Here is a 24,340-nt window from a genome sequence, read left to right as displayed (position 1 = left end):
ACGTTCCAAGCAAAATTTAAAATTAACATACTAATGACATGTCGGCCAATTCTAACCCTTCGAAAACGCTGCTGTATCAAGTTATATAGAAATAGTTTGCTTTTAATTTGTTTTTAATTTAAAATGAGTAACGTTAATAAATCTTACATGTCGAAGGGACGTGCATCACAATGAAATTGAAATCATTAGTGAAGATTGGTGGGGTGGCCATTCTTTCAGCACTTGTGCTCGCAGGTTGTGGAAGTAAATCATCACAATCCGGTTCCAAAGCACAAACGCTGAATTGGATGCTGCCAGCCAATATTTCCACAATGGATGCTTCAAAAATGACGGACTTATATTCGTCACAGATCGAAAACGATACGAATGAGGGCCTGCTTCGAATGGGCAACAGCAAAGTTTCACCCGGTGTTGCCAAGAACTATACGATCTCCAAGGACGGTAAGACTTGGACGTTTAATCTCCGTCATTCCAAATGGAACGATGGCAAACCCGTTACCGCCAAAGATTTCGTTTACTCATGGCGTCGAACTGTGACACCTAAGACCGCTTCTCAATATGCTTACATTTTTGCGAACATCGAAAATGCCAACAAGATCAACGCCGGCAAGATGTCACCAACTAAATTGGGTGTTGAAGCAAAGGGTAACTACAAGCTGGTTGTTCATTTGATCAAGCCACAAAGCTTCTTCAAATTTATGGTGGCACAAAGCTACTATTTCCCAGAAGAACAATCGGTTGTTGAAAAGTATGGTTCAAGTTACGGCACCAATTCAACCAAAAACGGCTATAACGGCCCATTTGTTCTCAAAGGCTGGACCGGTACCAACGATACAATGAAGCTTGTTAAGAACAAGAGCTATTGGAACGCCAAAAACGTTAAGCTTCAAACGATGAACGTTCAGGTTATCAAGGATCCGTCAACCGCCCTTAACAGTTACCAAAGCGGCAAACTCGACTTCACGACACTGAACAGTACCCAGGTTAAACAGTATAAGAACGACAAGGACTACAAGTCTTATAAAGAAGCTTCTACCCAATACCTGGAAATGAACGAGAAACGCCTGCCGATGTTCAAGAACAAAGATATCCGAAAGGCCTTCTCATTAATTATCAATCGAAATCAATTAGTTAATAAAGTATTGGCCGATGGGTCGCAACTGCCAAAAGGCTATGTTCCTGCCGGCATGAACAAGAAGAATGGCAAGGACTTTGCGGATGAAGCCTACGTCAAAGACGCCGTTACAAATAACGATGCCGAAGCCAAACAGCTATGGGCCAAGGGATTAAAAGAAGTTGGCAAGAAGTCCGTTTCTTTGACATTAATGTCGGATGACGATGATACGTCAAAGAAGATCACTGAATTTGTTCAAAGCCAATTGACCAAATTACCCGGATTAAAGATTACCAACCAAAACATTCCATTTAAGACCCGCCTCTCACGTTCACAAAACGGTCAATTTGATATCGTCATTTCCCGTTGGATCGCTGATTATCCTGATCCAAGCAACTTCCTCGATCTCTTCACATCAACCAACACTTACAACAATGGTAAGTGGAAGAACGCTCAATACGATGCCCTGATCAAGAAGTCGGAAAATCAGGATGCCAACAACGAAACCGCTCGTTGGAACGATATGATTAAAGCCGAAAAGATTTTGATGAATGATCAAGGAATTGTGCCATTAACCCAACAGGGACAATCAGCATTGATGAAGTCCAAAGTTAAAGGTGTTCAATTCTTCCCAACCGCACCACAATGGGATTGGAGCAAGGCTTCTATTAAATAATCCGATTCTAACAACTTAACAATCAATATTAAAAGGCAACGGTCACTTCTTAATTGAAGTTAACCGTTGCCTTTTTGATTTAAAACGAGTCAAAAATAAAAGCCGTCCCGCTAACTTTGACAACATTGAATCAGTATAGTCAATTCCACCTTAAGGATTTCACTTAAATGCCAGATAATTTCTCCGGAGATTCTTTGTGACGGCAGCTGATTTTCAAACAAAAATAACCGCAAACCCATTTGGCCCAACGTGCGTCATAATTGTCGGGCTGGTTAAACGATTGACGATTTCCAAGTCTGGGCGCTTTTTCTTTAAGACTGCCTCAATCCTATCCGTATCCGCATGGCTATCAACGTAGGACAGTCCGACACGGGTGATTTGAGGATGATTGATAATGTCTGCTGTTACCTGATCGATCATCTTTTGCATCCCCTTTTCACCGCGCGACTTATGAAGAACCTTCAGTTCGCCGTTCGGCATCCCCAATTCCAGCTTGAGTTTGATTAACGTTGACACAAAACCGATAGCCCGATTGGCACGACCGCCCTTCACCAAGTAGTCCAAGCTATTGACAAAGCAGGTTAATGTAATTTTGTTCATGTATGCTTTAAGCTCCGCCATGATCGTTGCCAAGTCATGCTCAGTTTGAATGAGTTCGGCGGCCTTCAAGACAACGAACGCTAATCCACGATCGGTTAGGCCACTGTCCAAGACGGCAACCTGTGCCGGCACCTGTTCGGCTGCCATCTGGGCAGTTTGGACTGTCCCACTCAACACCGAGCCGATATGGATTGACAAGATTTGGTCATTTGGTTTGGCAATTCTTTGATACGTTTCCACAAACTGACCCAAAGATGGCTGACTGGTCTTGGGAAACTGCCGGTCTTCTCTCAGGCGCCGTGAAAATTCTGCCCGACTGACATCGACCCCATCCTGATAATGCTGCCCTTCCAAAGTTACCGCTAACGGCACAACCATAATATGGTTATCTTCGATTTCTTTGTCCGTTAACTGAGCGGTTGAATCCGTCACAATATGGATCATTGGCTATCACCTCTTCTGTCAATTATAACCATTTATGCTCTGTTATGCGTCGTAAAATAAAGGAGGTATTGTCACTTACAAAGCTTAAGATAGTGGCAAATTCATCCAAAACAAAAAAGTCGTCGTCAAAGGTGGGAAGCTGCAGACGACGACTTATAGTTAGTTGATGCTTTCTATTTAATACCGCTAAACGAAGGTATGTCATATTTTTGAAGATGGTCTTGGCGGTTAAGCAATTCCATCATGATCATTTCTCAGATCTATTTTAATTTAACATGATACAAACGGGCCATCTTGGGCTTTGAAAAGACTAACTGAAGATTGTTGCCGTTCAGTGCATAAGAAGTCTGATGATCCTCGCTTGGATAAATCTGTTCGATCGATTCAACGCTACCATACTGACTCAAATCAAGTTGATGGCCTTCTTCGTCACTAACACCGCGCCAAACTGCCAGGTAAAGCTCGTGGTTGCCTTTTAAGCCGTAACTAAACCATGGGTCATCCAGTTGACTTAAGCCTTCCGGCCAAATCGGCAGCATGGTCGGAATCTTGTCGCGATAGCTCTTATAGATTTTAATGCCTTCAGCAACCAGTTCCAGTCGATGGCCAGTTACTTTATTTAAGAGACCGCTTTGATGGATTCGTAGCAGCATGGCGTTCACCATGTTAAAGATTACTTCTTCATCATCGCCCTTTTGCAACGGATAGGACCAAATCGCACATTGTTCGGGTGTGACAACCGAAGCCCCAACTGCAGCAATATTACCGTTTCGCACATAATCCGTCTGATCGGTCATTGATTGGATACTGTGACGCTGCAGCATAGCATAATCGTGACGCATGCCGCCACTGCCACAATTTTCAATGACGAGATCCGGATAACGTTTAAAGACATCATCCAACCAGTTAAGGTAAGCCCGATTATGTTTCAATAAACCATCACCGGCACTGTTCGAATCCAAGTCCGTACCGATTCCGGTCGTAATGTTGTAATCCATCTTAATATAGCCGACACCGTACTGCTTAACCAGTCGATCAACCACTTCATCCGCAAATTGACGAACTGCCGGATTCGTAAAATCAAGATGGTAGCGGTCTGCATCGATTACCCGCTTACCGTGACGCATAAAGAACCAATCATCCGGCAATTTATCCGCCAATGGCGACTTGATACCAATCACTTCAAGTTCCAACCATAGTCCGGGTGTCATACCCTGGTCACGAATATACTGAATCAACTTTTCGATTCCGCCCGGGAAACGCTCCTCGGAAGGCTGCCATTCACCAACACTGTCCCACCAATAACCCGGGGCATACCAACCACAGTCAATGACAAAATATTCACAGCCGACCTTTTTAGCGGCATCGATTAACGGTATTTCTTTAGCAGTTGTCGGATCTCCTGAAAGACCATTCATATAATCATTAAAGATAACGGCCAGCTTTTGGTCATCCTCGTTTGATCGACGAATGTTTCGTCGATAGGTGGTCATGGCATCAAGAGCGGTTTCAACATCACCTTTCACTTGGCCAAAAGCGACTTGGGCAGTTGTAAAACTTTGGCCGACCGTTAGATTTTTCCACCAATGATTATCCAATTCTTCCGGACCGGATAACCGAAGTGCCAATAAATTACCGCGGCCAATATCTGTCAATTCATAATGCCAGGCACCATTATTTTCAATCTGCCAAACAGCCGCCTGATTCGTTCTGGTATTGACCAGAATCCCGTTGGGTGAATATTCAGAACAGGACCAGGAAGAATTATTGGTGATGCTGATCCGCTTGGTAGATGCCTGCTTTTTCTCACCATCAACCCAATAATCCAAGCCGGCGTCTTTTAGCGAGTCGGCCTTCCACTGCGCTTCGGCGGTCCAATCATTGTTGGGAATATAAACAACGTTGTCTTCTGAATAGTTACCGCCTAAATCATCTGCTTGGTTAACGCCACTTATCGCAAACGAAGAGACATATTCAATGCCCAGATCCTCATTTCCGATATTCTTGAGGCTGACCCAGCTACGTACCACCGGTGTATTTTGATAAAGTTGATAAAAGTTGGTCACTTCAAGCTGTCTATTTTCACCTTCTTGAACCACCTTCAATAATTTGCCGGCCCGGTTTTCTTCAATTGTATGACGAACATAAGTCAAATCACGCCCCGGGTTCGTATCCACAAAGCTCAATCCCTTGTGATGAAAATTACGCCCGGTAATCTGTACTTCCGTTAGTGTCATGTGCTGCTTTAATTCAGCATCGACTTTTGATAAATCATTGGTGCCAACCGTTGTCAAAATGATTTTATGATTGTCCAGAATTTCAAATCCTAATTTGGCTGAATCTGTTTCGACATTAAATGACGACACATCGCTCAACTCCCTTATAGTTGTTTATGATCCGTTTATTTAATTTATATTCTTATTGTAATCGGTTTCAATTTCTTTAGAAATGGTATATATTATAGAAAAGGTGTTGATTTGTAACTATTTATCCTCACATTTAGTGTCATTTTATCACTATTCTATCAGTAGCTACCGTTTAAACCATTTTTTGACAGAAAGGAGGAACAGTATGCTTTCAGTAACATGCTTTGATATCAGTGCTCCGGTCCTTCACATTTCTTCCGGTAAATTCACCGCCGCTAAGAATTGGATGCATAAACACATGTATCATGACGGGAATTTTGAAATTATTATTGTGATCAAGGGCACGCTCTATATGCAAGTCGATAACGATCACTACCAACTGAATTCCGGTGACGTTTTTGCACTGCCGCCGTACCATCATTTGCATGGTTACAAGCCTTCCCCGGAAGATACTCAATACTTTTGGTTCCATTTCTTTATGAAACCAAATGGGTTAAAAACAATCGATGTCGAGCAGGACAGAGGCAAAATAACGGCACTATTTAATAGTGACACAGCTGTCCTACCCCTGATTTTTAACCTTTCAACCGTTGAAAAGGAATTTGTTCTTGCCAACCAGATTTTAGACGTTTCAGCCAGCAACTACTTTACATCCCTCTCCGTTGATTATTTGCTCACGGAAATGATTATTCAACTTTCAGAAGACTATTATCAAAAAATCATTGGTCCCTCTCCTTCAGAGCACGCTGCACGTGTCGAGACCATTAAGAACTGGATTCGAGCCAACCTTTCCGAATCCCTTCGAGTCGGTGACGTTGCGGACGCATTTGCGCTCAATCCGCATTATCTGGTTCGCATTTTTAAAGAACAATCAAACGAAACCGTCATTCAATACATCAATAAACTCAAGATGGAAGAAGCAAAGGAGTTGTTGGTTCGAACTAACATGGCCATTAAGCAAATTGCCGGCATGGCTTTCTTCTCGGACGAAAAGCGGTTCATGAAGGCGTTTAAAAAATATACCAATCTGACACCGTCAGAATTTCGCCGTGCCTATACCCAACAGTTTCTTGACAGCAGCAACTTCGATCCCGAGGTACCGATTACCAAGAACACAGAAGACTACCGAAGACGATTCGAATAATCAGGCAATCACCATAAACGGCTTGGATTAAGGAGGTTATCCCGTGAATAATCGCAAAAAAGGCGGAAATTTTTTAGTCATATTACTGATTATCATCGTTGTCGATGCTTTATTTATTGGCTATTCAATGATTAAAAAGCACAATCAAAAGAACAGCCAGGCTTCGACCATTCAAACAACCGTTATTATGAACGCTCCGGCACCCACTATAAAATCAATAGTGATGTCATAATGACTTCAATAGTTAACACAAAAAGGATGAATCCTAAGGTAAATTGCCTTGGATTCATCCTTTTTTGTGTTAATCAAGTCATTTTTTAACAATTATTCACGTGTCTTGGAAAGCTCATTTGTAATCTCGGATTCCATATTTTCATATCTTTGATATAGAAAGGCAGGAATAATCGCCAAACCATACATCAAAATGGTAACCCAATTAAAGGAAATCCCAATCCCGGTCAACGCATGCGCCGATTGGGCATGGTTTGCAATGTAACCAAAGGCGGACATGATACCGCCGTTCATAGCACCGGCAAGACCCATTCCCATTGACATACAGAATGCTGAACCAATGGTGGTTAAGATACCTGCAGCGTTAACACCGTTTTTCCACTCACCATAATCAACAGCCGAGCCAAGCATTGCAAACGGCATTGATACGGCAATTCCTGAACCAACGTTGGCAATGAGCCAACCGGCAGTTGCGCCAACCGCACTCAAACCGGAGAACATAATCACAAATTGTCCCAAAACGGCAATGATTAGACCCATTCCCCAGATGTGGCTCTTGGACATAACCTTATTCAAAAGCGGAATTGAAATAACGCCCAGCACCTGAATAATGGCAATTGAGTTAAAGAACGTAACCAATCCTTTGTTGTGGAAGTAGTACGTGAAATAGTAAACCATGGACTGTTGGCGGCCTTGCTGAGCAACCCAGAACAGAAAGTTGCCGGCAACGATAATAAACCACGGCCAGTTTTTATTCATAGCATGGATACTTCTTCTCAACGTTACACGTTGACTATTTGGTACGACAACCCGTTCCCGAACGTGACCAAACGAGAACAGCGTACCGGACAGGTTTAAAATGGCAAAAATCACGACAAAAATCCGGAATCCCTTAATATCATTGCCACCGCCAAAGAAGGCAACCAATGGCAGCGTCAGCGAATTTACAACGAAAACGCCCAGGTTTGACCCGACCATTCGCCATGAATTCAGCTTAACCCGTTGTGTGGGATGGGACGTGATCAATGGCAAAATGGTTGTAATCGGTGCGTTAATACCCAAATAAAGGACACCGTAAATCATATACACAATGCCACAATATAGGGCTTTTGCCGACGCACTAAGATCCGGTGCCCAGAATAGCAGAATGCCACTTGCAGCATACGGAATCGCCAGCCACAAGAAATACGGTCGGGCCTTTCCGAATTTAGAATGCGTCATATCGATAAAGGTTCCCCAAACTGGCGCCCCAATCGCATCGACTACCCGTGCAAGCAACAGAATGACACCCGTTGAAGCAGCCGAAATTGCCGCAACATCGGTAAAGAAATACATTAAATAACTATTGACAATTGTGGCAACCAATTGCCCCGAGAAATCCAAATTCGCATAGCTTAGCTTTTCAAGCACACCAACCTTTTCTTTGGTTGATCCTGCTGGATAACTGGTGACTTTATGAGTCATCTTCTCATCCATAACCATCACTCCTCGTATTTTTTAGTTAATTGATGTTTTAATCAAATAAACATCGTGTGATCCAATTTGAATTGTCTGTTTGGTTGAAAGCGTCACATCTTGATCCAGCCAAACATTGTACCCTTTCAGTGGTAAATCGAAACTCGAGATCTGAGAACCGGTCAATGTTAATTCATCATCCGAAACATTAAAAATTGCATGATACTCACTATCTGAACTGGCAGCGTACCAGATAATCATTTTTTTATCCCGATAGATCTGATATTTTTCAGTTATCCGGTCATCCATCTTTAGAAGCTCACGATTGGTCAGCAATCTACTTGTCCAATCATCCAAATCAGGTAATTCTCCACCCATAATCAATGGTGATTGCATCAAAGACCAAAGCGTCATCATAGTCTTTTGCTCTGCCTTGGTAAATCGAGTCTGACGATTGCCACCGGGTCCGTCAACGGAGCGGATGCCAATGTGACCCAGCGGTAACATATCACAATCAGGCCAGTTGCCGGGGCGAGACATTGATGACCATTTTTCTGCCCGGTCAAACATGTTTAGCAGCAGCGACCACTCATCCCAGAAATCGTCGGTAATCCGCCACATATTCGCGGTGTGCTGAAAGAAAGCCCCGTTTTCAACCGGAGCAGGTCCCGGCGACAATGAAAGCACCATGTCACGACCAGTCTTATCAATTGCTTTTCTTAATGCCTCAACCTCTTTCTTGTGGGTACCATTGTAAATAACCGAATTTGCAATGTCATCGCATTTGATAAAATCAACGCCCCAAGAAGCATAAAGTGCCATGAGAGAATCGTAGTAGCCTTGTCCTTCCGGCATATCGACGTTGACGCCATACATATCGGAATTCCACGGACAAATGTTGTTTAGAGCGATGTCCCTGGCTGTCTTGTCAGTTCCTTTAATCGGTGAAGCCTTATGAACTGCCTGACGGGGAATCCCACGCATGATATGAATACCGAACTTCAGTCCAAGATGATGAACATAGTCCGCCAGCGGTTTGAAACCGCTACCATTCGTAGCCGATGGAAATCGTTTTGGATCAGGCAGGAGCCGTGAGTAATCATCCATAACCAATGGTGCAAAGTCATGGTACTTAGATGAGTCGGCACTCGGTTCATACCATTGAATGTCAACCGTTATATACTGCCAGCCAAACTGCTTTAAGTGTTGACTCATATAATCAGCATTCCGCTTGACTTCGTCTTCACGAACCGAAGCGCCATAACCATCCCAGCTGTTCCAGCCCTTTGGTGGTACTTTCGCAAATTGTCTAAATTTTTCTATCATTATTTTTAATCCCTTTCCGATCATTTCCGATTAAATCCACTGCAATCATCTCTTGATGACATCCCTTTATTCAAGTCGATCACTCAGTTAATGGCCCTTATTGGCTTAACCTTGTTCACAGTTATTATATTAGAGATCAAAGAAAGCGATTTAAACGTCATTAAAAGTATATTTAGTGACTAAATGTAACTAGGACTTGTACATTAGGTGTCAAAAAGTAATATCTATCCTTTTTCCTCTTGATTCAGTACCAGAAACCTATTTGTTTAGTATCTTTTCCCAACTTGCACTATGATGGACATATCATTAATTTGAATTGTGAGGGAATGATCATCATGGGATTATTAGGACCAAAGTTAAATATTCACGAAAAACGCAAGCTATTTATCCTGTCTTTTTTAGCAAAAGATACAGGTCAACCCGGTCAACAGCGATTGAAAATGCTCTTTGAATCAGCCAAGAAAGCCAAGTATGCTGACACAGATATTTTAAAGGAGCTTGAAAACTTGGACGCTATTCATGATGTCATGCTGAATATCGAAGTCTACCAAACCTTTCCACGAAAATACTTTACCGTTTCGCTGCAGGGAGACGAGTGGCTAACCAGCCGCGGAAAAGTTTATCTGGATCAACTGGAGCATCCAAAAAATAAACACGGTGCCGTGGTTGATCCAGAGGATGGACATCGGCCATTATCCGGGTTTGTGAACGGAACCGTTTCCGAAGATGGTCAAGTCGTGTTCAGTGACTAATCAATAAAAGCCATACAAACCAAGAAGTATTCAGTAGGAAAGAGTCCATCTATTTTGAAGAGAAGAAACCAATTCATCATCGCTGCACTAAGCAGCTTGCTATTTCTAAGTATCGGCCTAACTTCCAAAGCAAAAACCGTGTCCAACACTCATCAAGTTGTTGTCAACATTGCATTTAAGCCAACAAGTGAGACTAATCTAACCAATTATGTTTATAGTACGGTTGATCCCAATTCGATCAACTATCATCACTATCTAACGCCAAAACAATTTGCGCAAAAATTTGGTGAACCAAATGCCTATCTCTCAATGTTTAAAGAATATCTACACAAACGTCATATAAAGACTGCCGTTTATCGCGGAAACCTTGCTTTAAAACTTCGTGGTACCCAAAACAATATGGATCGGGCATTTCACGCCAATTATCATCCAAGAAAAGGGACACCTTCAAGAACGACTTACCGACTGCCAGCTAAGTTGTCCAAACAAGTTGTAGCGGTTATAGGCCTTTATACAGGAAAGCCCACTTCAAAAAGGACCGCCCATTCAAAAACCGCTTTAACAGCCGCTTTAGGTCATAAACCGAATACAGCCCTTCTTCCCGATGCCTTTTCGAAGAAATACGGCCCTTTAAAATTTGCAACTCACTATCAGCTAACCAGTCTTTACGATAACGGGCTTGAAGGTCAAGGACAGCGTATCGGCATTATCAGTGATAGTATTGTTCACAATCAGGATTTAAAAATCTATTGGGCACAAAACGGCATCCATGACAATCCAAACCGAATTCACCGTATCTATACAATTGATAATCGAAAAGCAATGCAAAAAGAATCCAAAATCGGTGGAACTATTCCCAAAACAGAGGCTGCCCTTGATGTTGAATCTGCAAGCTCTGTGGCACCCAAAGCCGATATCGATATCTACAGTGGCTATTCCAATAATAATTTGACCAGCCTTCCAAGCGCTTATTACACATCGTTTATGCAGGCGATTTCTAATGACCTTGATCATCAAATTTCTACCAGTTATTCTCCAGCGATAGAGTCTCTTGGCGGTTGGGATGATCATAGTGCAACCCTTGCCAACTACAACCATGCGCTAAATTTACTGCTTGAGCAGGCAGCAACCGAAGGCATTACCGTTTTTCAAGCTAGTGGCGATTCAGGACCATATGCGATGGGCGGACTAAAAGAACAACATTCCTTTTCTACATCCCCCTATCAAGTAATTGTTGGTGGAACAACTTTACCATACACACAGAAGATCCATCACAAAACGATTACAGTTACCAAGGAACGGGCATTAGGCGATATTGACCATCCATCCGAACCCGTCTTTGGCGGTTTTTACGAGATCCTAAAAGGAATTTTCCATGGGAGTGGCGGTGGCTTTTCCGCATTAAACCCAACACCACGCTACCAACAGGGTATCCCAGGCGTAAACACCTTCAGAGCGATTACCTTGTTAAATTACCGTCCCCAAACCCATCTTTACACCATTAATCCTCATCCAAAGATTTTGACAGGTACGCATACTGGCCGAAATTTACCGGATGTCTCTGGAAATGCGGACAAGCAAACCGGATACGCCACCTATTTTTCCAGTGACATGTCTACCGGATCGGATTCAAAAGGTAAGCCCATTTTGAAAAAATATTGGCTTATCGGTGGTGGTACCAGTTATACCTCTCCTCAAATGGCGGCAGCTAACGCTATCATGAACAGCGGCCGGACGACGTCAATCGGTTTCTGGAATCCACAAATTTATAAATTTGCACAACAAACAGATACACCATTCAATCCCTTAAACGACGCCAATAATAACAATAATCTATTCTATACAGGTCAACCAGGAACCTTATATAATCAAGCAACCGGACTTGGTACAATTAACTTCGACAAACTTTATCAAGATTTCAATAACCAAGACGCAAGTCAATAGTTAACAGACAAATGAGCGGCCAACACTCAAGCTCGGAAACAATTTTTCGAGCTTTTTTAGTCTCAATTTCGATACCATTTTGTGAATGACGTTGTTTTTAAACAAAAGAAGTGAAACTAAGGGCCGGTTTAATGGCCTTTGGTTTCACTTCTTTTGTTGATGATTCAGTCAAAGGTGTTTTAAAACTTTTCAAAAAAATAATTGACAATTTATACCGATTACGATATCTTAATTAAATCAGGTTAGTTACTAGAATAATTAACTAGCAAGGTACAACATTCAATCATCTGGAGGAACACTATGTTATTAGAAGGTATCAAGAAGAGAGGATTAACCAGCTTTGACATCAAAATTCTCGGCATTACGTTGATGTTTATTGATCACATCCATGAGATGTTTTCGGCAGCTGGTGTTCCGACCTGGGTCGATATGTTCGGTCGGCCGGTCGCAACCATTTTTATGTTTTTAAGTGTCGAGGGCTTTACACACACCCATAATAAAAAGCGATATTTGCTACGCTTATTAATCGGCTTTTGGATGATGGGTATCGGTAATTTCGTTGTTGGTCATTTTTTCAGTGTTGGCAATTTGGTCCTGATCAACAACATTTTTGGCGATCTGTTTATAGGTGTCCTGACCATGTATGGCATTCAAATGCTCGCAGACGGCTTCAAAAACCATCAATTGTCCAAGGCGTCATTCGGTTTCTTTCTCATTATGCTTCCCTTAGTACTGGGTGTACTTCTTCTAACATTCATGCAGGGAAAAATGGCTGATTACACAACCTATCTGATGTTAGCTGCGCCGACGCCCTTTTCTGCTGAAAACTCCTTTTTCCTTTATCTGGGACCGGTATTGTATCTGGTTAGAAAACATCGCAGTTGGCAAATGATTGCCATTGCCTGTTTTGCACTTTTATCAACCGGGTTCAACTTTACCAACCTGCTCTCAAATATGCAGTGGATGATGGTATTTTCCATTATTCCGCTCTCATTCTATAATGGTCAGCTCGGCAAGAGCATGAAAGGCTTTTTCTACGGTTTTTACCCACTTCACATCTGGGGGCTTTACATTCTGGCCTCACTGTTGGGCGTTGGAAAATAATTTAACGACAAAGCTTTACAACTATTATATGAGCTAAAAACAGGTACTATTATCCATCATCAAAGAAAGGCTATGACATTGAAAAGAAAACACTTTATGATTGCAGTTTTAAGCGGCTTGAGCTTTCTGGCAATGGGACACGGACTGACGGCAAATGCAAAATCCGATAATGCCCCTACGATTGCCAATGTCGTTTTTAAACCAACAAACGAAACCAACCTAACAAATTATGTTTACGACACCGTTGATCCAAGCTCGCAATACTTTCATCATTATCTGAGCCCCGATGAATTTGCCCAAAAATTTGGCCAATCCAATCGGTATGTAGCCGCCTTTAAAACGTATTTAAAAAAATATCACGTCAATGCGGATGTTTACGGCGGAAATTTGTCATTGAAAGTGTCCGGTACCCGAAATAACGTCAACCGCGCCTTTAATGCGACATATGTGACGGAAAAAGGGACTCACAAATCAAGGACCACCTACAAATTACCGGCACATTTATCCAATCACGTATTAACCGTCATGGGTCTCTATCAATCCAAGCCGACTGTCAACAAACCGGTTAATCGTCAATCACACAGCAAGAAAGCATTGACTCAACTTCGGTCCTCTTCCGTCAGCAGTCCCACCCAAACCGACGACACCAAACCGGACACAACCCTTTCCGGAGATCGTTTTTCAAAAAAATACGGGGCATTAAAGTTCGCCAAGCAGTATCAATTAACTGCCCTCTATGACAAAGGTCTCAAAGGACAGGGCCAACGCATCGGCATTATTTCCAGCGGAGATTTCCACAATAGCGATTTAACAACCTACTGGAAGCAAGCCGGCGTAAACAATGATTTAAGTCACATTCACAAAATCTATACCGTTGATAGCCGAAAAGATGTCCAAAAACGGTTGGATTTTGCCGTAAACGGGGCACAAATAGAAGCCACACTGGATGTTCAGGCCGCAAGTTCGGTTGCTCCCAAAGCCGATATCGACTTCTACATCGGTGACAGTACCGATGATCTCACCAATGCGCCAACCGCCCACTACATGTCATTTATGCAGGCAATTTCAGACAATATTGATCAACAGCTTTCAACCAGCTTCGCACCAACCGCCGAAGTCCAGAGTCGTTGGCATGATTACAGTGCAACAATGGCCCAATATAACCACGCATTTAATTTAATGCTGGAACAGGCAGCCGCCCAGGGCATCACCGTTTTCAGAGCTAGTGGGGACAACGGTCCTCGCGATGACGTGACGCTTGCCAAAGAAAATCACGCTTTTTCAACATCACCCTACCAGGTTATTGTTGGTGGAACGACTCTACCTTACACAAAAACCATTAATCATAAAGTGGTCACCGTTGCCAAAGAATGTGCCTGGGGCAGCAACATCACTGCCACTCCGGCTCAAATTGAAGCCGGTAAGATTGGAGGCAGTGGCGGTGGCTTTTCCGCCCTAAACCCAACACCAAGATACCAGCAAGGCATCTCCGGTGTTAACACGTTTAGAGCCATTGAGCTTTTAAAGATTCAGCGTAAAAGCCACAAATATACCATTAGTAAGCACCCCAAAATCATTACCGGTATTAATAACGGCCGTAACCTACCCGATGTGGCAGGAAATGCCGACATCCAAACCGGATATGCGCTTTATTTCTCCGGTAATCAAGTGAGGTTTAAACAAAATAAACTTCACTCGGTTCTCAAAAAAGTTTGGATGATGGACGGCGGAACCAGCTACACTTCTCCACAAATGGCGGCTAACGCTGTCATGAACAGTGGCCGAACAACTTCCATCGGCTTTTGGAACCCCCAAATCTACAAATTTGCTCAGCAAGCCGACTCGCCTTTTACCGTTTTAGACGGAACGAACAATCACAACCTTTATTACACCGGTCAACCCGGCAAACTCTATAATCAGGCAACCGGTCTGGGCACCATTAATTTTGATAAGCTATCTCGAAAGTTTGATCAAGAAACCAACGATAAATAATCCCTCAAAAACGATCTCGTACATTTTCTGTACCGGACCGTTTTTTGGTTCAAGCGGTAGCCCTGCTTTAATATTGGCCTAACATTAAATGTCCAAGAACATCAAATAACTTTACAGGTTACAAGACTGCTATAATTGATTACGAATAAGATTATTTACAGAAAAGAGTGAGTATATTGAGGGGAAAACACCTTATCATCGCAACTTTAAGCGGTTTTCTGGTTCTGGGGGCCAGTTTGACCGCTAACGCCAAGACCAAGAAAACCGATAACCGGCCGACCGTTGCTAACGTGGCGTTAAAGCCCAGCCATGAAACCGACCTAACCAACTACGTCTATGACACGGTTGATCCAAATTCTGCCAATTTTCACAAGTATTTAACACCAAGTGAGTTTGCACAAAAGTTTGGCCAGTCAACCAGTTATATCACAGCGTTTAAGAAGTATTTGACCAAGTATCACGTGAAGGCCTCGGCTTATTCGGGCAACCTGTCCATAAAAGTTACCGGGACAAAATCCAATGTCAACAAGGCATTCAAAGCCAAGTATGTGAACCGTGACAAGACCAGTTACCGCTTACCCGGACGCTTGTCCAAGCAAGTAGTCGCCGTCATCGGTGTCTATACACCCAATCCAAAGGCAGCCAAGAAAAAAGCAGCTAAAAAGACAACCAAGAAACAATCGTCAAAGGAAAAGTCAGCTTATACAAAATCACTTTCAAGTAACGTTGACGTCCCTACAAGTGGTACCAAACCCGATACCGCACTTTCCGGTAACGCCTTCTCCAAGAAATACGGTCCGGCTAAATTTGCGAACCGCTACCAACTAAACAGCCTTTATAACCAGGGTTTGGAAGGTCAGGGACAGCGTATCGGACTTGTTGTCCACACCGATTTTAGAAACAGCAGCGTCAAAAAGTATTGGCAACAGGTTGGTGTCAATACAGACACCGGGCGTCTTCACAGAATTGCCGTTGCCGGAAAGCAAAAGAATGTGACAGCTCTTTCGAACTCACAGTTTAATATGGCTCAAGTCGAAACAACACTGGACGTTGAATCGGCAAGTTCGGTTGCTCCCAAAGCCGATATTGACGTTTATATTGATTTGGCACCAAGCGGTGCAACCTTAAATTCTTCTGCCCACTACACTGCTTTTATGCAAGCAATTTCTAACAACGCAGATAACCAAATCAGCACTAGTTTCTCACCTGGTGATGAAGCCAAAAATGGTTGGGACGATAAAAGTGCCAACCTTGTTCAATACAATCACGCATTCAATCTGATGTTGGAACAGGCTGCCGCACAAGGTATTACCGTTTTTCGAGCCGGTGGCGACCACGGTCCTTATGATGAAGCACAAGCTGCTCAGACAAACGCCGTATCAACATCCCCTTATCAGGTCTTGGTTGGCGGCACAACTTTGCCATACACCAGAATTATCCATAATAAACTCATCAAAGTTAACCAGGAACGCGCTTGGGGCGATACTTACAGTGCCAGTCCCGCTCAACTACAAAAGGGCTTTTTCCCCGGTGGCGGTGCCGGTGGCTTCTCAACATTAAACCCAACACCTCGTTACCAGGCAGGGGTTCCCGGTGTCAACACCTTCCGTGCCATCCAGCTTTTGAAGTACGTTGGCAAGGGACTGTTTACCGTTAACAAGAATCCGAAAGTGATCACTGGGGTTAGCCACGGCCGAAACTTCCCGGACGTTTCCGGAAATGCCGATCCACAAACCGGGTATGCGACCTACATTAATGGCACCCAGCCGACTAAGAAAGGCAAAAAAGTTGTTCGAGTGCCTTATCAAATTTGGGTGATCGGTGGCGGTACCAGCTACACAACACCACAAATGGCCGGCGCAAGTGCCGTTATGAATAGCGGCCGGTCAACTCGAATCGGCTTTTGGAATCCCCAAATTTACAAATTCGCCCAGGAAACCGATAGTCCGTTCAACGTCTTGGCTGACACAACGAGTAATAATCTTTATTACACTGGTCAACCCGGCAAGCTCTATAATCAGGCCAGCGGGCTTGGAACCATTAACTTTGCAAAGCTAAATGCCAAGTTCAATAGTGAAGGCACTGCTAATTAAGCCAATATCCGAAAAACAAGTGAATATGATTTAAATGGGGTTGGGAAATCGAGAAGTTGATTTTCCAACCTCGTTTTATCGATTGAACCAAAATCACAAAACACATCTGGCGTATTCAATAAATGAGACTGTTATAATTAAACTAGATTATTTTAGGAAAAGAGTGATTATTTTGAGGGGAAAACAACTTATTATTGCGACCTTAAGCGGTTTCCTGGTTCTGGGGACTGGTTTTACCGCTAATGCCAAGGCCAAGAAAGCAGACAATCGATCAACTGTTGTTAACGTTGCTTTTAAAGCGTCCAACGAAAACGACTTAACCAATTACGTTTATGATACGGTTGATCCAAATTCAGCCAACTATCATAAGTATCTGTCACCAAGTGAATTTGCTCAAAAATTCGGTCAATCCGATAGCTATCTATCATCATTTAGAAGCTATTTAAATCGATATCATCTAAGCACTTACGCTTATCCCGGCAATCTTTCCCTAAAGATTCGGGGAACCAAAGCTAATGTCAATAAAGCTTTTAAAGCTAAATATGTCAAAGAAAAGGGTCATGAATCAAAAACGACCTATAAACTGCCAGGTAAGCTGTCCAAGCAAGTGGTTGCAGTAATTGGTGTTTACGCACCAAAACCCAAGACCAAAAAAGCAGCCAAGAAAACACCTGCCAAAAAGAAATCGGCAAAAAAAGCAGCTTATATCCCGTCAATTTTAAAAAGCGCTGATGTTCCCGTCAGCGATAACAAGCCGAACACCAATGTCACCGGCAATGCGTTTTCCAAAAAATACGGTGCCCTTAAGTTTGCCGACCGTTACCAATTAAACAACCTTTACGATAAGGGACTTCAAGGACAGGGCCAACGGATCGGAATTATTTCACATGCTGATTTTCGGATTGGTGATATCAAGACGTACTGGGAACAGACCGGGGTTAATACAGATACCAGCCGAATTCATCGAATCTATACAGTTGGTGGTGAAAAGGCCGTTCAAAAAATTTCGGGCAGGCTGATGACACCCGGTCAACTGGAAGCCTCTTTGGACGTTCAATCGGCCAGTTCGGTTGCGCCAAAAGCAAACATTGACGTTTATATTGCCGAACCAAGCAATGATGCGACAACAACGCCTTCTGCCCACTACACGGCATTTATGTCGGCTATTTCGGATAATGATGATAAACAAATCAGTACCAGCTTCGGTCCAAGTGTCGAAACCAATTCCGAATGGCCGGATCACAGTTCAACCTTAAAACAATATAATCATGCTTATAACCTCATGCTGGAACAAGCTGCTGCTCAAGGCATTTCCGTCTTCCGAGCCAGTGGTGATTACGGACGAAGCGAATCGCCAACCGGTAAAGAAAATCACGTTGTTTCAACCTCACCTTATCAAGTGATTGTTGGTGGCACAACGTTACCGTACACTAAGATTCTTCACAACAAACTCATCAAGGTGGCCAAGGAACGTGCTTGGGGCGATACCTACAGCGTTAGTCCCGCCGAAATTAAAGCGGGGGTCTTCCCAGGCAGTGGCGGCGGTTTCTCAGCTTTGAATCCAACACCACGCTATCAATTGGGTGTTCCCGGTGTAAATACCTTCAGAGCCATTGAAGCCTTGAAGTATGTCGGTAATGGCCGCTACACCATCAACAAGAATCCCAAAGTCATTACCGGAACCGGTCACTCGAGAAATCTGCCGGATGTCGCTGGAAACGCCGATACCCAGACCGGATATGCAACCTACTTCTCTGGAAATCAGGCTTCTATAAAGGGCAAGAGCCTTTCGATTAAACCAGCCAAAATTTGGATGGTCGGTGGCGGAACCAGCTACACCTCACCACAAATGGCTGCCGCAAATGCCGTTATGAACGGTGATCGCAGCACGCCAATCGGTTTCTGGAACCCACAGATTTACAAGTTTGCTCAACAACCCGACACACCGTTCAACGTATTGGATGACGCAAATAATAACAATAATCTGTACTACACCGGCCAACCGGGAACCCTGTACAATCAAGCAACCGGACTTGGCACGATTAATTTCGAGAAACTATATCAAAAATTCAATAATGAAAGTCCCAGCAACTAGTCACCCTTTTCATTAAAAACCAGCTAAAGTCGTTATCAAGATAAATGGTGACGGCTTTTTTGCTACCTCCGGATAGTCAACAGGCTAGAAAAACTGACTATTCCGCAGTTAATTTTCACTTTGTTTCTGATTTTAAGCTTGAGTTAAGCCGGCGCCTATATGATATAGACAATCAAATAAGAGGTTAACACATCCAGAGAGTTGCGACTTCAAGTATCAATACTAATTGAAAGAAGTGATGCCACCCATAAATGAGTCATTAAATAATTGCCCTCCAATAATACGATTTCTTAACAAATTTCATGATTACCCCTTCAAATAAAAAAAGACATCTCCCCCTCAAAGATGCCGTCCTCCAAAAAGAGCTGCAGTGCGCAGCTCTTTTTTAGGGTCAAAAAAAGACATCTCCCAAAGGAAATGCCTTTATTTATTAAGTTAACTAATCATTATAGGTATGGGTTAACAACATACATATCAAGAATGGTCTTTACCCATTGACGATAGATAGTCATACCGATGTAACCATCAGCATTGGCACTTGAATTTTCATTCTTAGTGTCACCAGCAGACTTAGTGTACAACGCTGAATCATCAACAGTGTAACCTAAGCGAACCGTGTCGCCATAGTGGACGTTACTTGGAATACTATCAGTATCCAAGTTGAACTTCATGTAAACACCAGTCAATGAATCAACGTTATCAAGCCATCCACCTGCAAGACGAGGTAGGATAGTTGGTGTAATCTTCATGTAAACTTGGTTGAAGCCGTCATTCTTCAAAGCAGCTTTCAAAGTGTTTGAAGGAATAACATCCTTCTTGTCGCCCATTACAGTACGATCACGGTTGAACGTGTTAACGGCATTGTTCCAGTTAACGTTACCGTTCCATAGAGGAATCGTCCATTGTGCATGAGCAACTTGCTTACCACCAGTAGCTTGACTGTAACCTTCAATATTGAAAGTACTGTCAATAGTAGTTTGGGTAGTACCAACTGATACGTAAGGAGCTGATGATGAAGTTGAAGAAATAGGTGCAGCAGTGCTTGATGATGAAGCAGTAGCTGGTGTACCAACCTTCTTAGCTTCGGCAGCTTTAGCGGCTGCAGCTGCTGATGCGGCTGCGGCTAGAGATGCTTTGTTTTCAGCAGCCTTTTTAGCAGCTGCTTTCTTCTTGGCAGCTGCCTTCTTCTTAGCAGCAGCCTTCTTTTTAGCAGCTGCTTTTGCTTTCTTAGATGTTGCCTTCTTAGCATGGGCCTTTGCAACAGCTGTTGTTTCTGTTTTAGCAGAAGCAGTAGTTGCTGGTTGAGCTGCAAATGCAGCGCCAGAAAGACCTAAGACGGCAGCACTAAGTAATGTAACTTTCTTAAGTGCTTTGTTCATAATTACCCCTCCAAATTAATAAAAATATTCCCTGAACGGCTCTTATTATATAACATATCCGGTGAAAAACACAAAGATTATTCAACCTTTTTCAAGATTGTTTGTCAATGTTAACTGCCCTTTGGAAAACAAGTAATCGAAATCCATTGCCTAACAATGCATACTTTATATTAATAGTGCGCCTGTTAATAGTATATACAGTTGCTATAGATACGCTTTGACCGTGATTATTCACGACATCAAAAGACCAGAATAAACGACATTTATCCCAGCCACCTTGTTGTAATCATCCAACGACTATTCATCCTTTAATCACCCAGTTCTGCTAAGAATAAGCTTGCTTGACCTAAGTGAGCCCCATTCTGACTGATTCCTACCTTATTTTAGCACTCGTGATCCGAGCGGAAAAGGCCTTATAATCATCATCCGACAAAGTTAATTTCCCTCGCCAATAAGCAATGCCTTCAATAGCCACCCCTACAAAAATGCTAAACAACCAAAGACTAAAAATCATGATAAGTTCCATAGATCAACAACCCTTTCTTAAGTGACATGACAAGTTAGTTTCAAGTCCGTTCAATCATCTATTTCAGTAAAAAACGTTGTTATGCTTTCATTCTTTTATTTTTAACCATTTTCGCCCGATCGGCTAACGGACAACCGACGTCTGCGCATTCATGACAGCTCCCCTTGGATCCCTTCTTGAGAAAACGGACGTAAAACGCGAAACCTACCAATCCGAATAAAATAATGGCGACAATAAGTGTGCCCATAAGACCGACTCCTTCCAAATCGTGACGTTTTGTGTTGAACTTTTTTAACGACTAAGCACTAACATTAATACCTAAATCCGGTCGTTCACGCTTAATGAACAACCCATAGACCACCACTCCCAATGCAAGAATTGCAACGGTCAGGCCAACCGGTGAGAAGTTGGCAGAAAAGACCTGCGAACTCTGATAAATGATGGTAGCGACCATATAAGCAACCAGCGTTTGATAACCAACAGCCCGCCAAGTCCAACCGGCATCCCCAAACTCTTTGTACATTGTGCCGATTGCCGCAAAACACGGGGCACACAATAAGTTGAATGCCAGGAACGCATATCCGGCCATCGGTGAATAGGTTGAGCGAAGGGCGTCTACAAAACCGGCATTACTGCCACCAAAGGTAATATGCAGCGTACCAACACAATTTTCCTTAGCAATCAGGCCTGCGATCACAGCCACCGTTGCGTGCCAATCTCCAAATCCGAGTGGTGCAAAAACCGGTGCCAAAAATGATCCCAGGGCTTGCAGGATACTGTGATTTTGATCGACCATCTGCAGCCTAAAGTTAAAGCTTTGAAGAAACCAGATCACAACGCATGACAGGAAGATAATCGTGCCGGCCTTCATAATAAAGGCGTGGGCCCGGAACCAAACGCTTTGAAGTGTATTCGTCAATTTTGGAAAATGATAAGCCGGCAATTCCATGACAAAAGGTGCCGGTGCGCCACGAAACAACTTTGTCTTTTTCAAGAAAATCCCTGAACAAACCACTGTCAGCATCCCCAGGAAATAAGCGGAAGGTGCCACCCAGCTGTTGTGAGGGAAAAAGGTCCCGCTAATCAGCGCAATGACAGTTAGCTTGGCCGAGCATGGCATGAAAGTGGTTAACATAATCGTCATTCGGCGATCCTTTTCACTTTCAATCGTTCGAGTCGCCATAATCCCCGGTACACCGCAACCGGTTGCGATTAGCATGGGGATAAAGGATTTTCCGGATAAATTAAAACGGTGAAAGATCCGATCCATCACAAAGGCGATTCGTGCCATGTAACCACAATCTTCAAGAATGCCCAAACATAGAAACAACATCATCACTTGCGGCAGGAAACCAAGTACTGACCCGATCCCACCGATAATGCCGTCAACAATCAATCCTTTCAACCAGGCTGCTACTCCCATGGCATTCAAAAGACTTGTCGTCACGTTGGGAATCCAAGCGCCAAACAAGGTGTCATTGACCCAGTCACTGCCGATCGTACCGATCGTTTGAATAGAGAGGTAGTAAACCGCCCACATGACAAGGACAAAGATCGGCAGTGCCAGCCAACGATTAGTGACGATTCGATCAACTCTGTCACTCATCGACATCTTAAAGTCATCTGTATCGACAACACACATTTCAATGATTTTAGCGATAAAATCATATCTGGCATTCACGACAATGCTGTCGCTGTTGTCGTCAAAGATTTTTTCAGTTGCTTTGATAGTGGCTTCAATTTCCCGTTGTTGTTTATCTGTAAATGACATTGCCCGGCTAACCGCTTCATCCCGTTCAAAAACTTTAATGGCGTACCATCGTAATTCGTTGTCCGGCAATTGACCCGTCAATTGATCCTGAATCATTGATAGTGCGGACTCCAATCGTGGATCATATTCCGGGTAGGCGTATTGATGATCTTCCGCATCCTTTTCCCGAATTTTTTCAGTTAATTGATCCAGGTTCTGCTTCTTCAACGCACTGATACTGACCACCGGTACATCCAATATGTATGCTAATTTTTTGAGGTTGATCCGCCGATGATGCTGCTTCTTCAAAATGTCCATCATGTTTAGAATCAATAGTAACGGAATACCGGTTTCCATTAATTGCAGGGTTAAATAAAGATTACGTTCCAGGTTGGTTGAATCAACGACATCCAAAATTTCACTCGGAAGATCATCAAGCAGATACTTTCGGGTGATCAATTCTTCGGAACTATATGGTGACAGGGAATAAATGCCGGGCAGGTCCTGAACAATCATGCTCTTATCGGACTTAAGCTGGCCGCTCTTTCGTTCTACGGTTACGCCCGGCCAATTACCTATATGTTGATTGGAACCGGTTAGCGCGTTAAATAATGTGGTTTTACCACTGTTGGGATTTCCAACCAATGCAAGCGAAGACATTTCCATTCATTACACCTCCTCGATTAAAACGCAACTGGCATCACGTTTCCGCAAACTCAATTTATATCCTCGAACCATCAATTCGATCGGATCGCCAAGCGGCGCAATTTGGTTGACTTTAATCATGGTGTTATTAGTTAATCCCATGTCCAATAATCTGCGACGTAAGGCCCGATCACCAACCATCTTTCGAACGATTCCACTCTTGCCTATTTTCAAGTCGGACAATGAGTGCAGCTTGTCACCGGCTTTTTCCTTAATATCCCGTACGACGATTCGTTCGGCAATATCCAAACTGATGGCCAGGCGCTGACCCTGAAAATAAATCATCATGCCGCTTGAATCCGTCGAAAGAGAGATCACCGTGACCTTCTTACCAGAAATCATCCCCATTTCAGATAATCGGCGAACAATTGCCTTGTCACCCAAGACATTCATAATAATGTATTCACCCCTGTGTTTGGCTTCTGATAATGCTTCCATAGTTGATCACTCTTTTCAATTTATAATTTTGGAATATTTAAATATGTAGAGATCTTTCGTTTTCCTACCACTAAATACATTATTGTGGTATATGTGATAAACAAATATTAAATGTAAAAACAAAAAATGTCAATACGATAAGAAAAATGAGTGTTGTTCTAATTATTTGGTGATAATGATTCTAAAAATTCGGACAGCTAACGACC

At 43.0% G+C, this 24,340-nt stretch carries 17 protein-coding genes; 9 read left to right on the top strand and 8 right to left on the bottom strand.

Annotated elements, in window-relative coordinates; translation table 11 throughout:
* The first annotated feature begins 170 nt into the window (after window positions 1-170).
* Complete coding sequence (locus GQR93_RS03290; RefSeq protein ID WP_003552225.1) at window positions 171-1,790, top strand: peptide ABC transporter substrate-binding protein; 1,620 nt, start codon at window positions 171-173, stop codon at window positions 1,788-1,790.
* Window positions 1,791-2,003: 213 nt separating this feature from the next.
* Here the strand turns inward: GQR93_RS03290 and GQR93_RS03285 are convergent, their stop codons facing one another.
* Together GQR93_RS03285 and GQR93_RS15240 are read right to left on the bottom strand one after the other, a co-directional pair.
* Complete coding sequence (locus tag GQR93_RS03285; RefSeq protein WP_003552223.1) at window positions 2,004-2,834, bottom strand: DegV family protein; 831 nt, start codon at window positions 2,832-2,834, stop codon at window positions 2,004-2,006.
* Window positions 2,835-3,094: 260 nt separating this feature from the next.
* Window positions 3,095-5,200: a glycoside hydrolase family 36 protein gene (locus tag GQR93_RS15240; protein ID WP_003552220.1), complete on the bottom strand. Its 2,106-nt coding sequence runs from the start codon at window positions 5,198-5,200 to the stop codon at window positions 3,095-3,097.
* A gap of 205 nt (window positions 5,201-5,405) precedes the next feature.
* Here GQR93_RS15240 and GQR93_RS03275 point away from each other — a divergent pair, with 205 nt between their 5' ends.
* Window positions 5,406-6,344 carry an AraC family transcriptional regulator gene (locus tag GQR93_RS03275; protein ID WP_003552218.1) on the top strand — a complete coding sequence of 313 codons (939 nt, stop codon included), beginning with the start codon at window positions 5,406-5,408 and terminating at the stop codon, window positions 6,342-6,344.
* Between the two features lie 43 nt (window positions 6,345-6,387).
* Window positions 6,388-6,576, top strand: coding sequence for a hypothetical protein (locus GQR93_RS03270; RefSeq protein WP_003552216.1), 189 nt, complete (start codon window positions 6,388-6,390; stop codon window positions 6,574-6,576).
* Between the two features lie 92 nt (window positions 6,577-6,668).
* On the opposite strand, the gene GQR93_RS03265 is transcribed toward GQR93_RS03270, so the two are convergent.
* Together GQR93_RS03265 and GQR93_RS03260 are read right to left on the bottom strand one after the other, a co-directional pair.
* The gene (locus GQR93_RS03265) at window positions 6,669-8,057 is read right to left on the bottom strand and encodes an MFS transporter (protein WP_003552215.1); all 1,389 of its coding nucleotides are present in this window, start codon (window positions 8,055-8,057) and stop codon (window positions 6,669-6,671) included.
* Window positions 8,058-8,072: 15 nt separating this feature from the next.
* The gene (locus GQR93_RS03260) at window positions 8,073-9,356 is read right to left on the bottom strand and encodes a glycoside hydrolase family 27 protein (protein WP_035444310.1); all 1,284 of its coding nucleotides are present in this window, start codon (window positions 9,354-9,356) and stop codon (window positions 8,073-8,075) included.
* A gap of 335 nt (window positions 9,357-9,691) precedes the next feature.
* Here GQR93_RS03260 and GQR93_RS03255 point away from each other — a divergent pair, with 335 nt between their 5' ends.
* The 6 genes from GQR93_RS03255 to GQR93_RS03230 all read left to right on the top strand — a co-directional run bounded on the left by GQR93_RS03255 (window position 9,692) and on the right by GQR93_RS03230 (window position 19,336).
* Complete coding sequence (locus GQR93_RS03255) at window positions 9,692-10,108, top strand: hypothetical protein (protein WP_223802101.1); 417 nt, start codon at window positions 9,692-9,694, stop codon at window positions 10,106-10,108.
* 54 nt (window positions 10,109-10,162) lie between these two features.
* Window positions 10,163-12,052 (top strand): S53 family peptidase, encoded by a 1,890-nt coding sequence (locus GQR93_RS03250; protein WP_003552209.1) that lies wholly within the window; start codon window positions 10,163-10,165, stop codon window positions 12,050-12,052.
* A gap of 300 nt (window positions 12,053-12,352) precedes the next feature.
* Entirely contained in the window at window positions 12,353-13,156 is an 804-nt protein-coding gene (locus GQR93_RS03245) for a TraX family protein (RefSeq protein ID WP_003552207.1), read from the top strand.
* Between the two features lie 72 nt (window positions 13,157-13,228).
* Window positions 13,229-15,148 carry a S53 family peptidase gene (locus tag GQR93_RS03240; protein ID WP_003552204.1) on the top strand — a complete coding sequence of 640 codons (1,920 nt, stop codon included), beginning with the start codon at window positions 13,229-13,231 and terminating at the stop codon, window positions 15,146-15,148.
* 167 nt (window positions 15,149-15,315) lie between these two features.
* Complete coding sequence (locus GQR93_RS03235) at window positions 15,316-17,241, top strand: S53 family peptidase (protein ID WP_003552202.1); 1,926 nt, start codon at window positions 15,316-15,318, stop codon at window positions 17,239-17,241.
* 163 nt (window positions 17,242-17,404) lie between these two features.
* Window positions 17,405-19,336, top strand: a complete 1,932-nt coding sequence (locus GQR93_RS03230; protein WP_035444540.1) for a S53 family peptidase — start codon at window positions 17,405-17,407, stop codon at window positions 19,334-19,336.
* A 446-nt stretch (window positions 19,337-19,782) separates the two neighbouring features.
* Here the strand turns inward: GQR93_RS03230 and GQR93_RS03225 are convergent, their stop codons facing one another.
* The 4 genes from GQR93_RS03225 to GQR93_RS03210 all read right to left on the bottom strand — a co-directional run bounded on the left by GQR93_RS03225 (window position 19,783) and on the right by GQR93_RS03210 (window position 24,134).
* Window positions 19,783-20,715, bottom strand: a complete 933-nt coding sequence (locus GQR93_RS03225; RefSeq protein ID WP_003552197.1) for an acid shock protein — start codon at window positions 20,713-20,715, stop codon at window positions 19,783-19,785.
* A 605-nt stretch (window positions 20,716-21,320) separates the two neighbouring features.
* On the bottom strand, window positions 21,321-21,488 hold the full coding sequence (locus GQR93_RS03220) for a FeoB-associated Cys-rich membrane protein (protein ID WP_003552192.1): 168 nt from the start codon (window positions 21,486-21,488) through the stop codon (window positions 21,321-21,323).
* 51 nt (window positions 21,489-21,539) lie between these two features.
* Window positions 21,540-23,651, bottom strand: a complete 2,112-nt coding sequence (gene feoB / locus GQR93_RS03215) for a ferrous iron transport protein B (protein ID WP_404808378.1) — start codon at window positions 23,649-23,651, stop codon at window positions 21,540-21,542.
* Window positions 23,652-23,660: 9 nt separating this feature from the next.
* The gene (locus GQR93_RS03210) at window positions 23,661-24,134 is read right to left on the bottom strand and encodes a FeoA family protein (RefSeq protein WP_159298691.1); all 474 of its coding nucleotides are present in this window, start codon (window positions 24,132-24,134) and stop codon (window positions 23,661-23,663) included.
* Between the last annotated feature and the right edge of the window lie 206 nt (window positions 24,135-24,340).

Origin of the sequence: Lentilactobacillus hilgardii (assembly GCF_009832765.1) — a bacterium.
GTDB lineage: Bacteria > Bacillota > Bacilli > Lactobacillales > Lactobacillaceae > Lentilactobacillus > Lentilactobacillus hilgardii.
This window is presented reverse-complemented; position numbering and strand designations above follow the sequence as displayed.

Coding starts and splice junctions, on each gene's coding strand:
- GQR93_RS03210 (WP_159298691.1), bottom strand. CDS start 24,134: ATGGAAGCATTATCAGAAGCCAAACACAGGGGTGAATACATTATTATG.
- GQR93_RS03290 (WP_003552225.1), top strand. CDS start 171: ATGAAATTGAAATCATTAGTGAAGATTGGTGGGGTGGCCATTCTTTCA.
- GQR93_RS03255 (WP_223802101.1), top strand. CDS start 9,692: ATGGGATTATTAGGACCAAAGTTAAATATTCACGAAAAACGCAAGCTA.
- GQR93_RS03285 (WP_003552223.1), bottom strand. CDS start 2,834: ATGATCCATATTGTGACGGATTCAACCGCTCAGTTAACGGACAAAGAA.
- GQR93_RS03220 (WP_003552192.1), bottom strand. CDS start 21,488: ATGGGCACACTTATTGTCGCCATTATTTTATTCGGATTGGTAGGTTTC.
- GQR93_RS03275 (WP_003552218.1), top strand. CDS start 5,406: ATGCTTTCAGTAACATGCTTTGATATCAGTGCTCCGGTCCTTCACATT.
- feoB (WP_404808378.1), bottom strand. CDS start 23,651: ATGTCTTCGCTTGCATTGGTTGGAAATCCCAACAGTGGTAAAACCACA.
- GQR93_RS03240 (WP_003552204.1), top strand. CDS start 13,229: ATGACATTGAAAAGAAAACACTTTATGATTGCAGTTTTAAGCGGCTTG.
- GQR93_RS03245 (WP_003552207.1), top strand. CDS start 12,353: ATGTTATTAGAAGGTATCAAGAAGAGAGGATTAACCAGCTTTGACATC.
- GQR93_RS03225 (WP_003552197.1), bottom strand. CDS start 20,715: ATGAACAAAGCACTTAAGAAAGTTACATTACTTAGTGCTGCCGTCTTA.
- GQR93_RS03265 (WP_003552215.1), bottom strand. CDS start 8,057: ATGGTTATGGATGAGAAGATGACTCATAAAGTCACCAGTTATCCAGCA.
- GQR93_RS03260 (WP_035444310.1), bottom strand. CDS start 9,356: ATGATAGAAAAATTTAGACAATTTGCGAAAGTACCACCAAAGGGCTGG.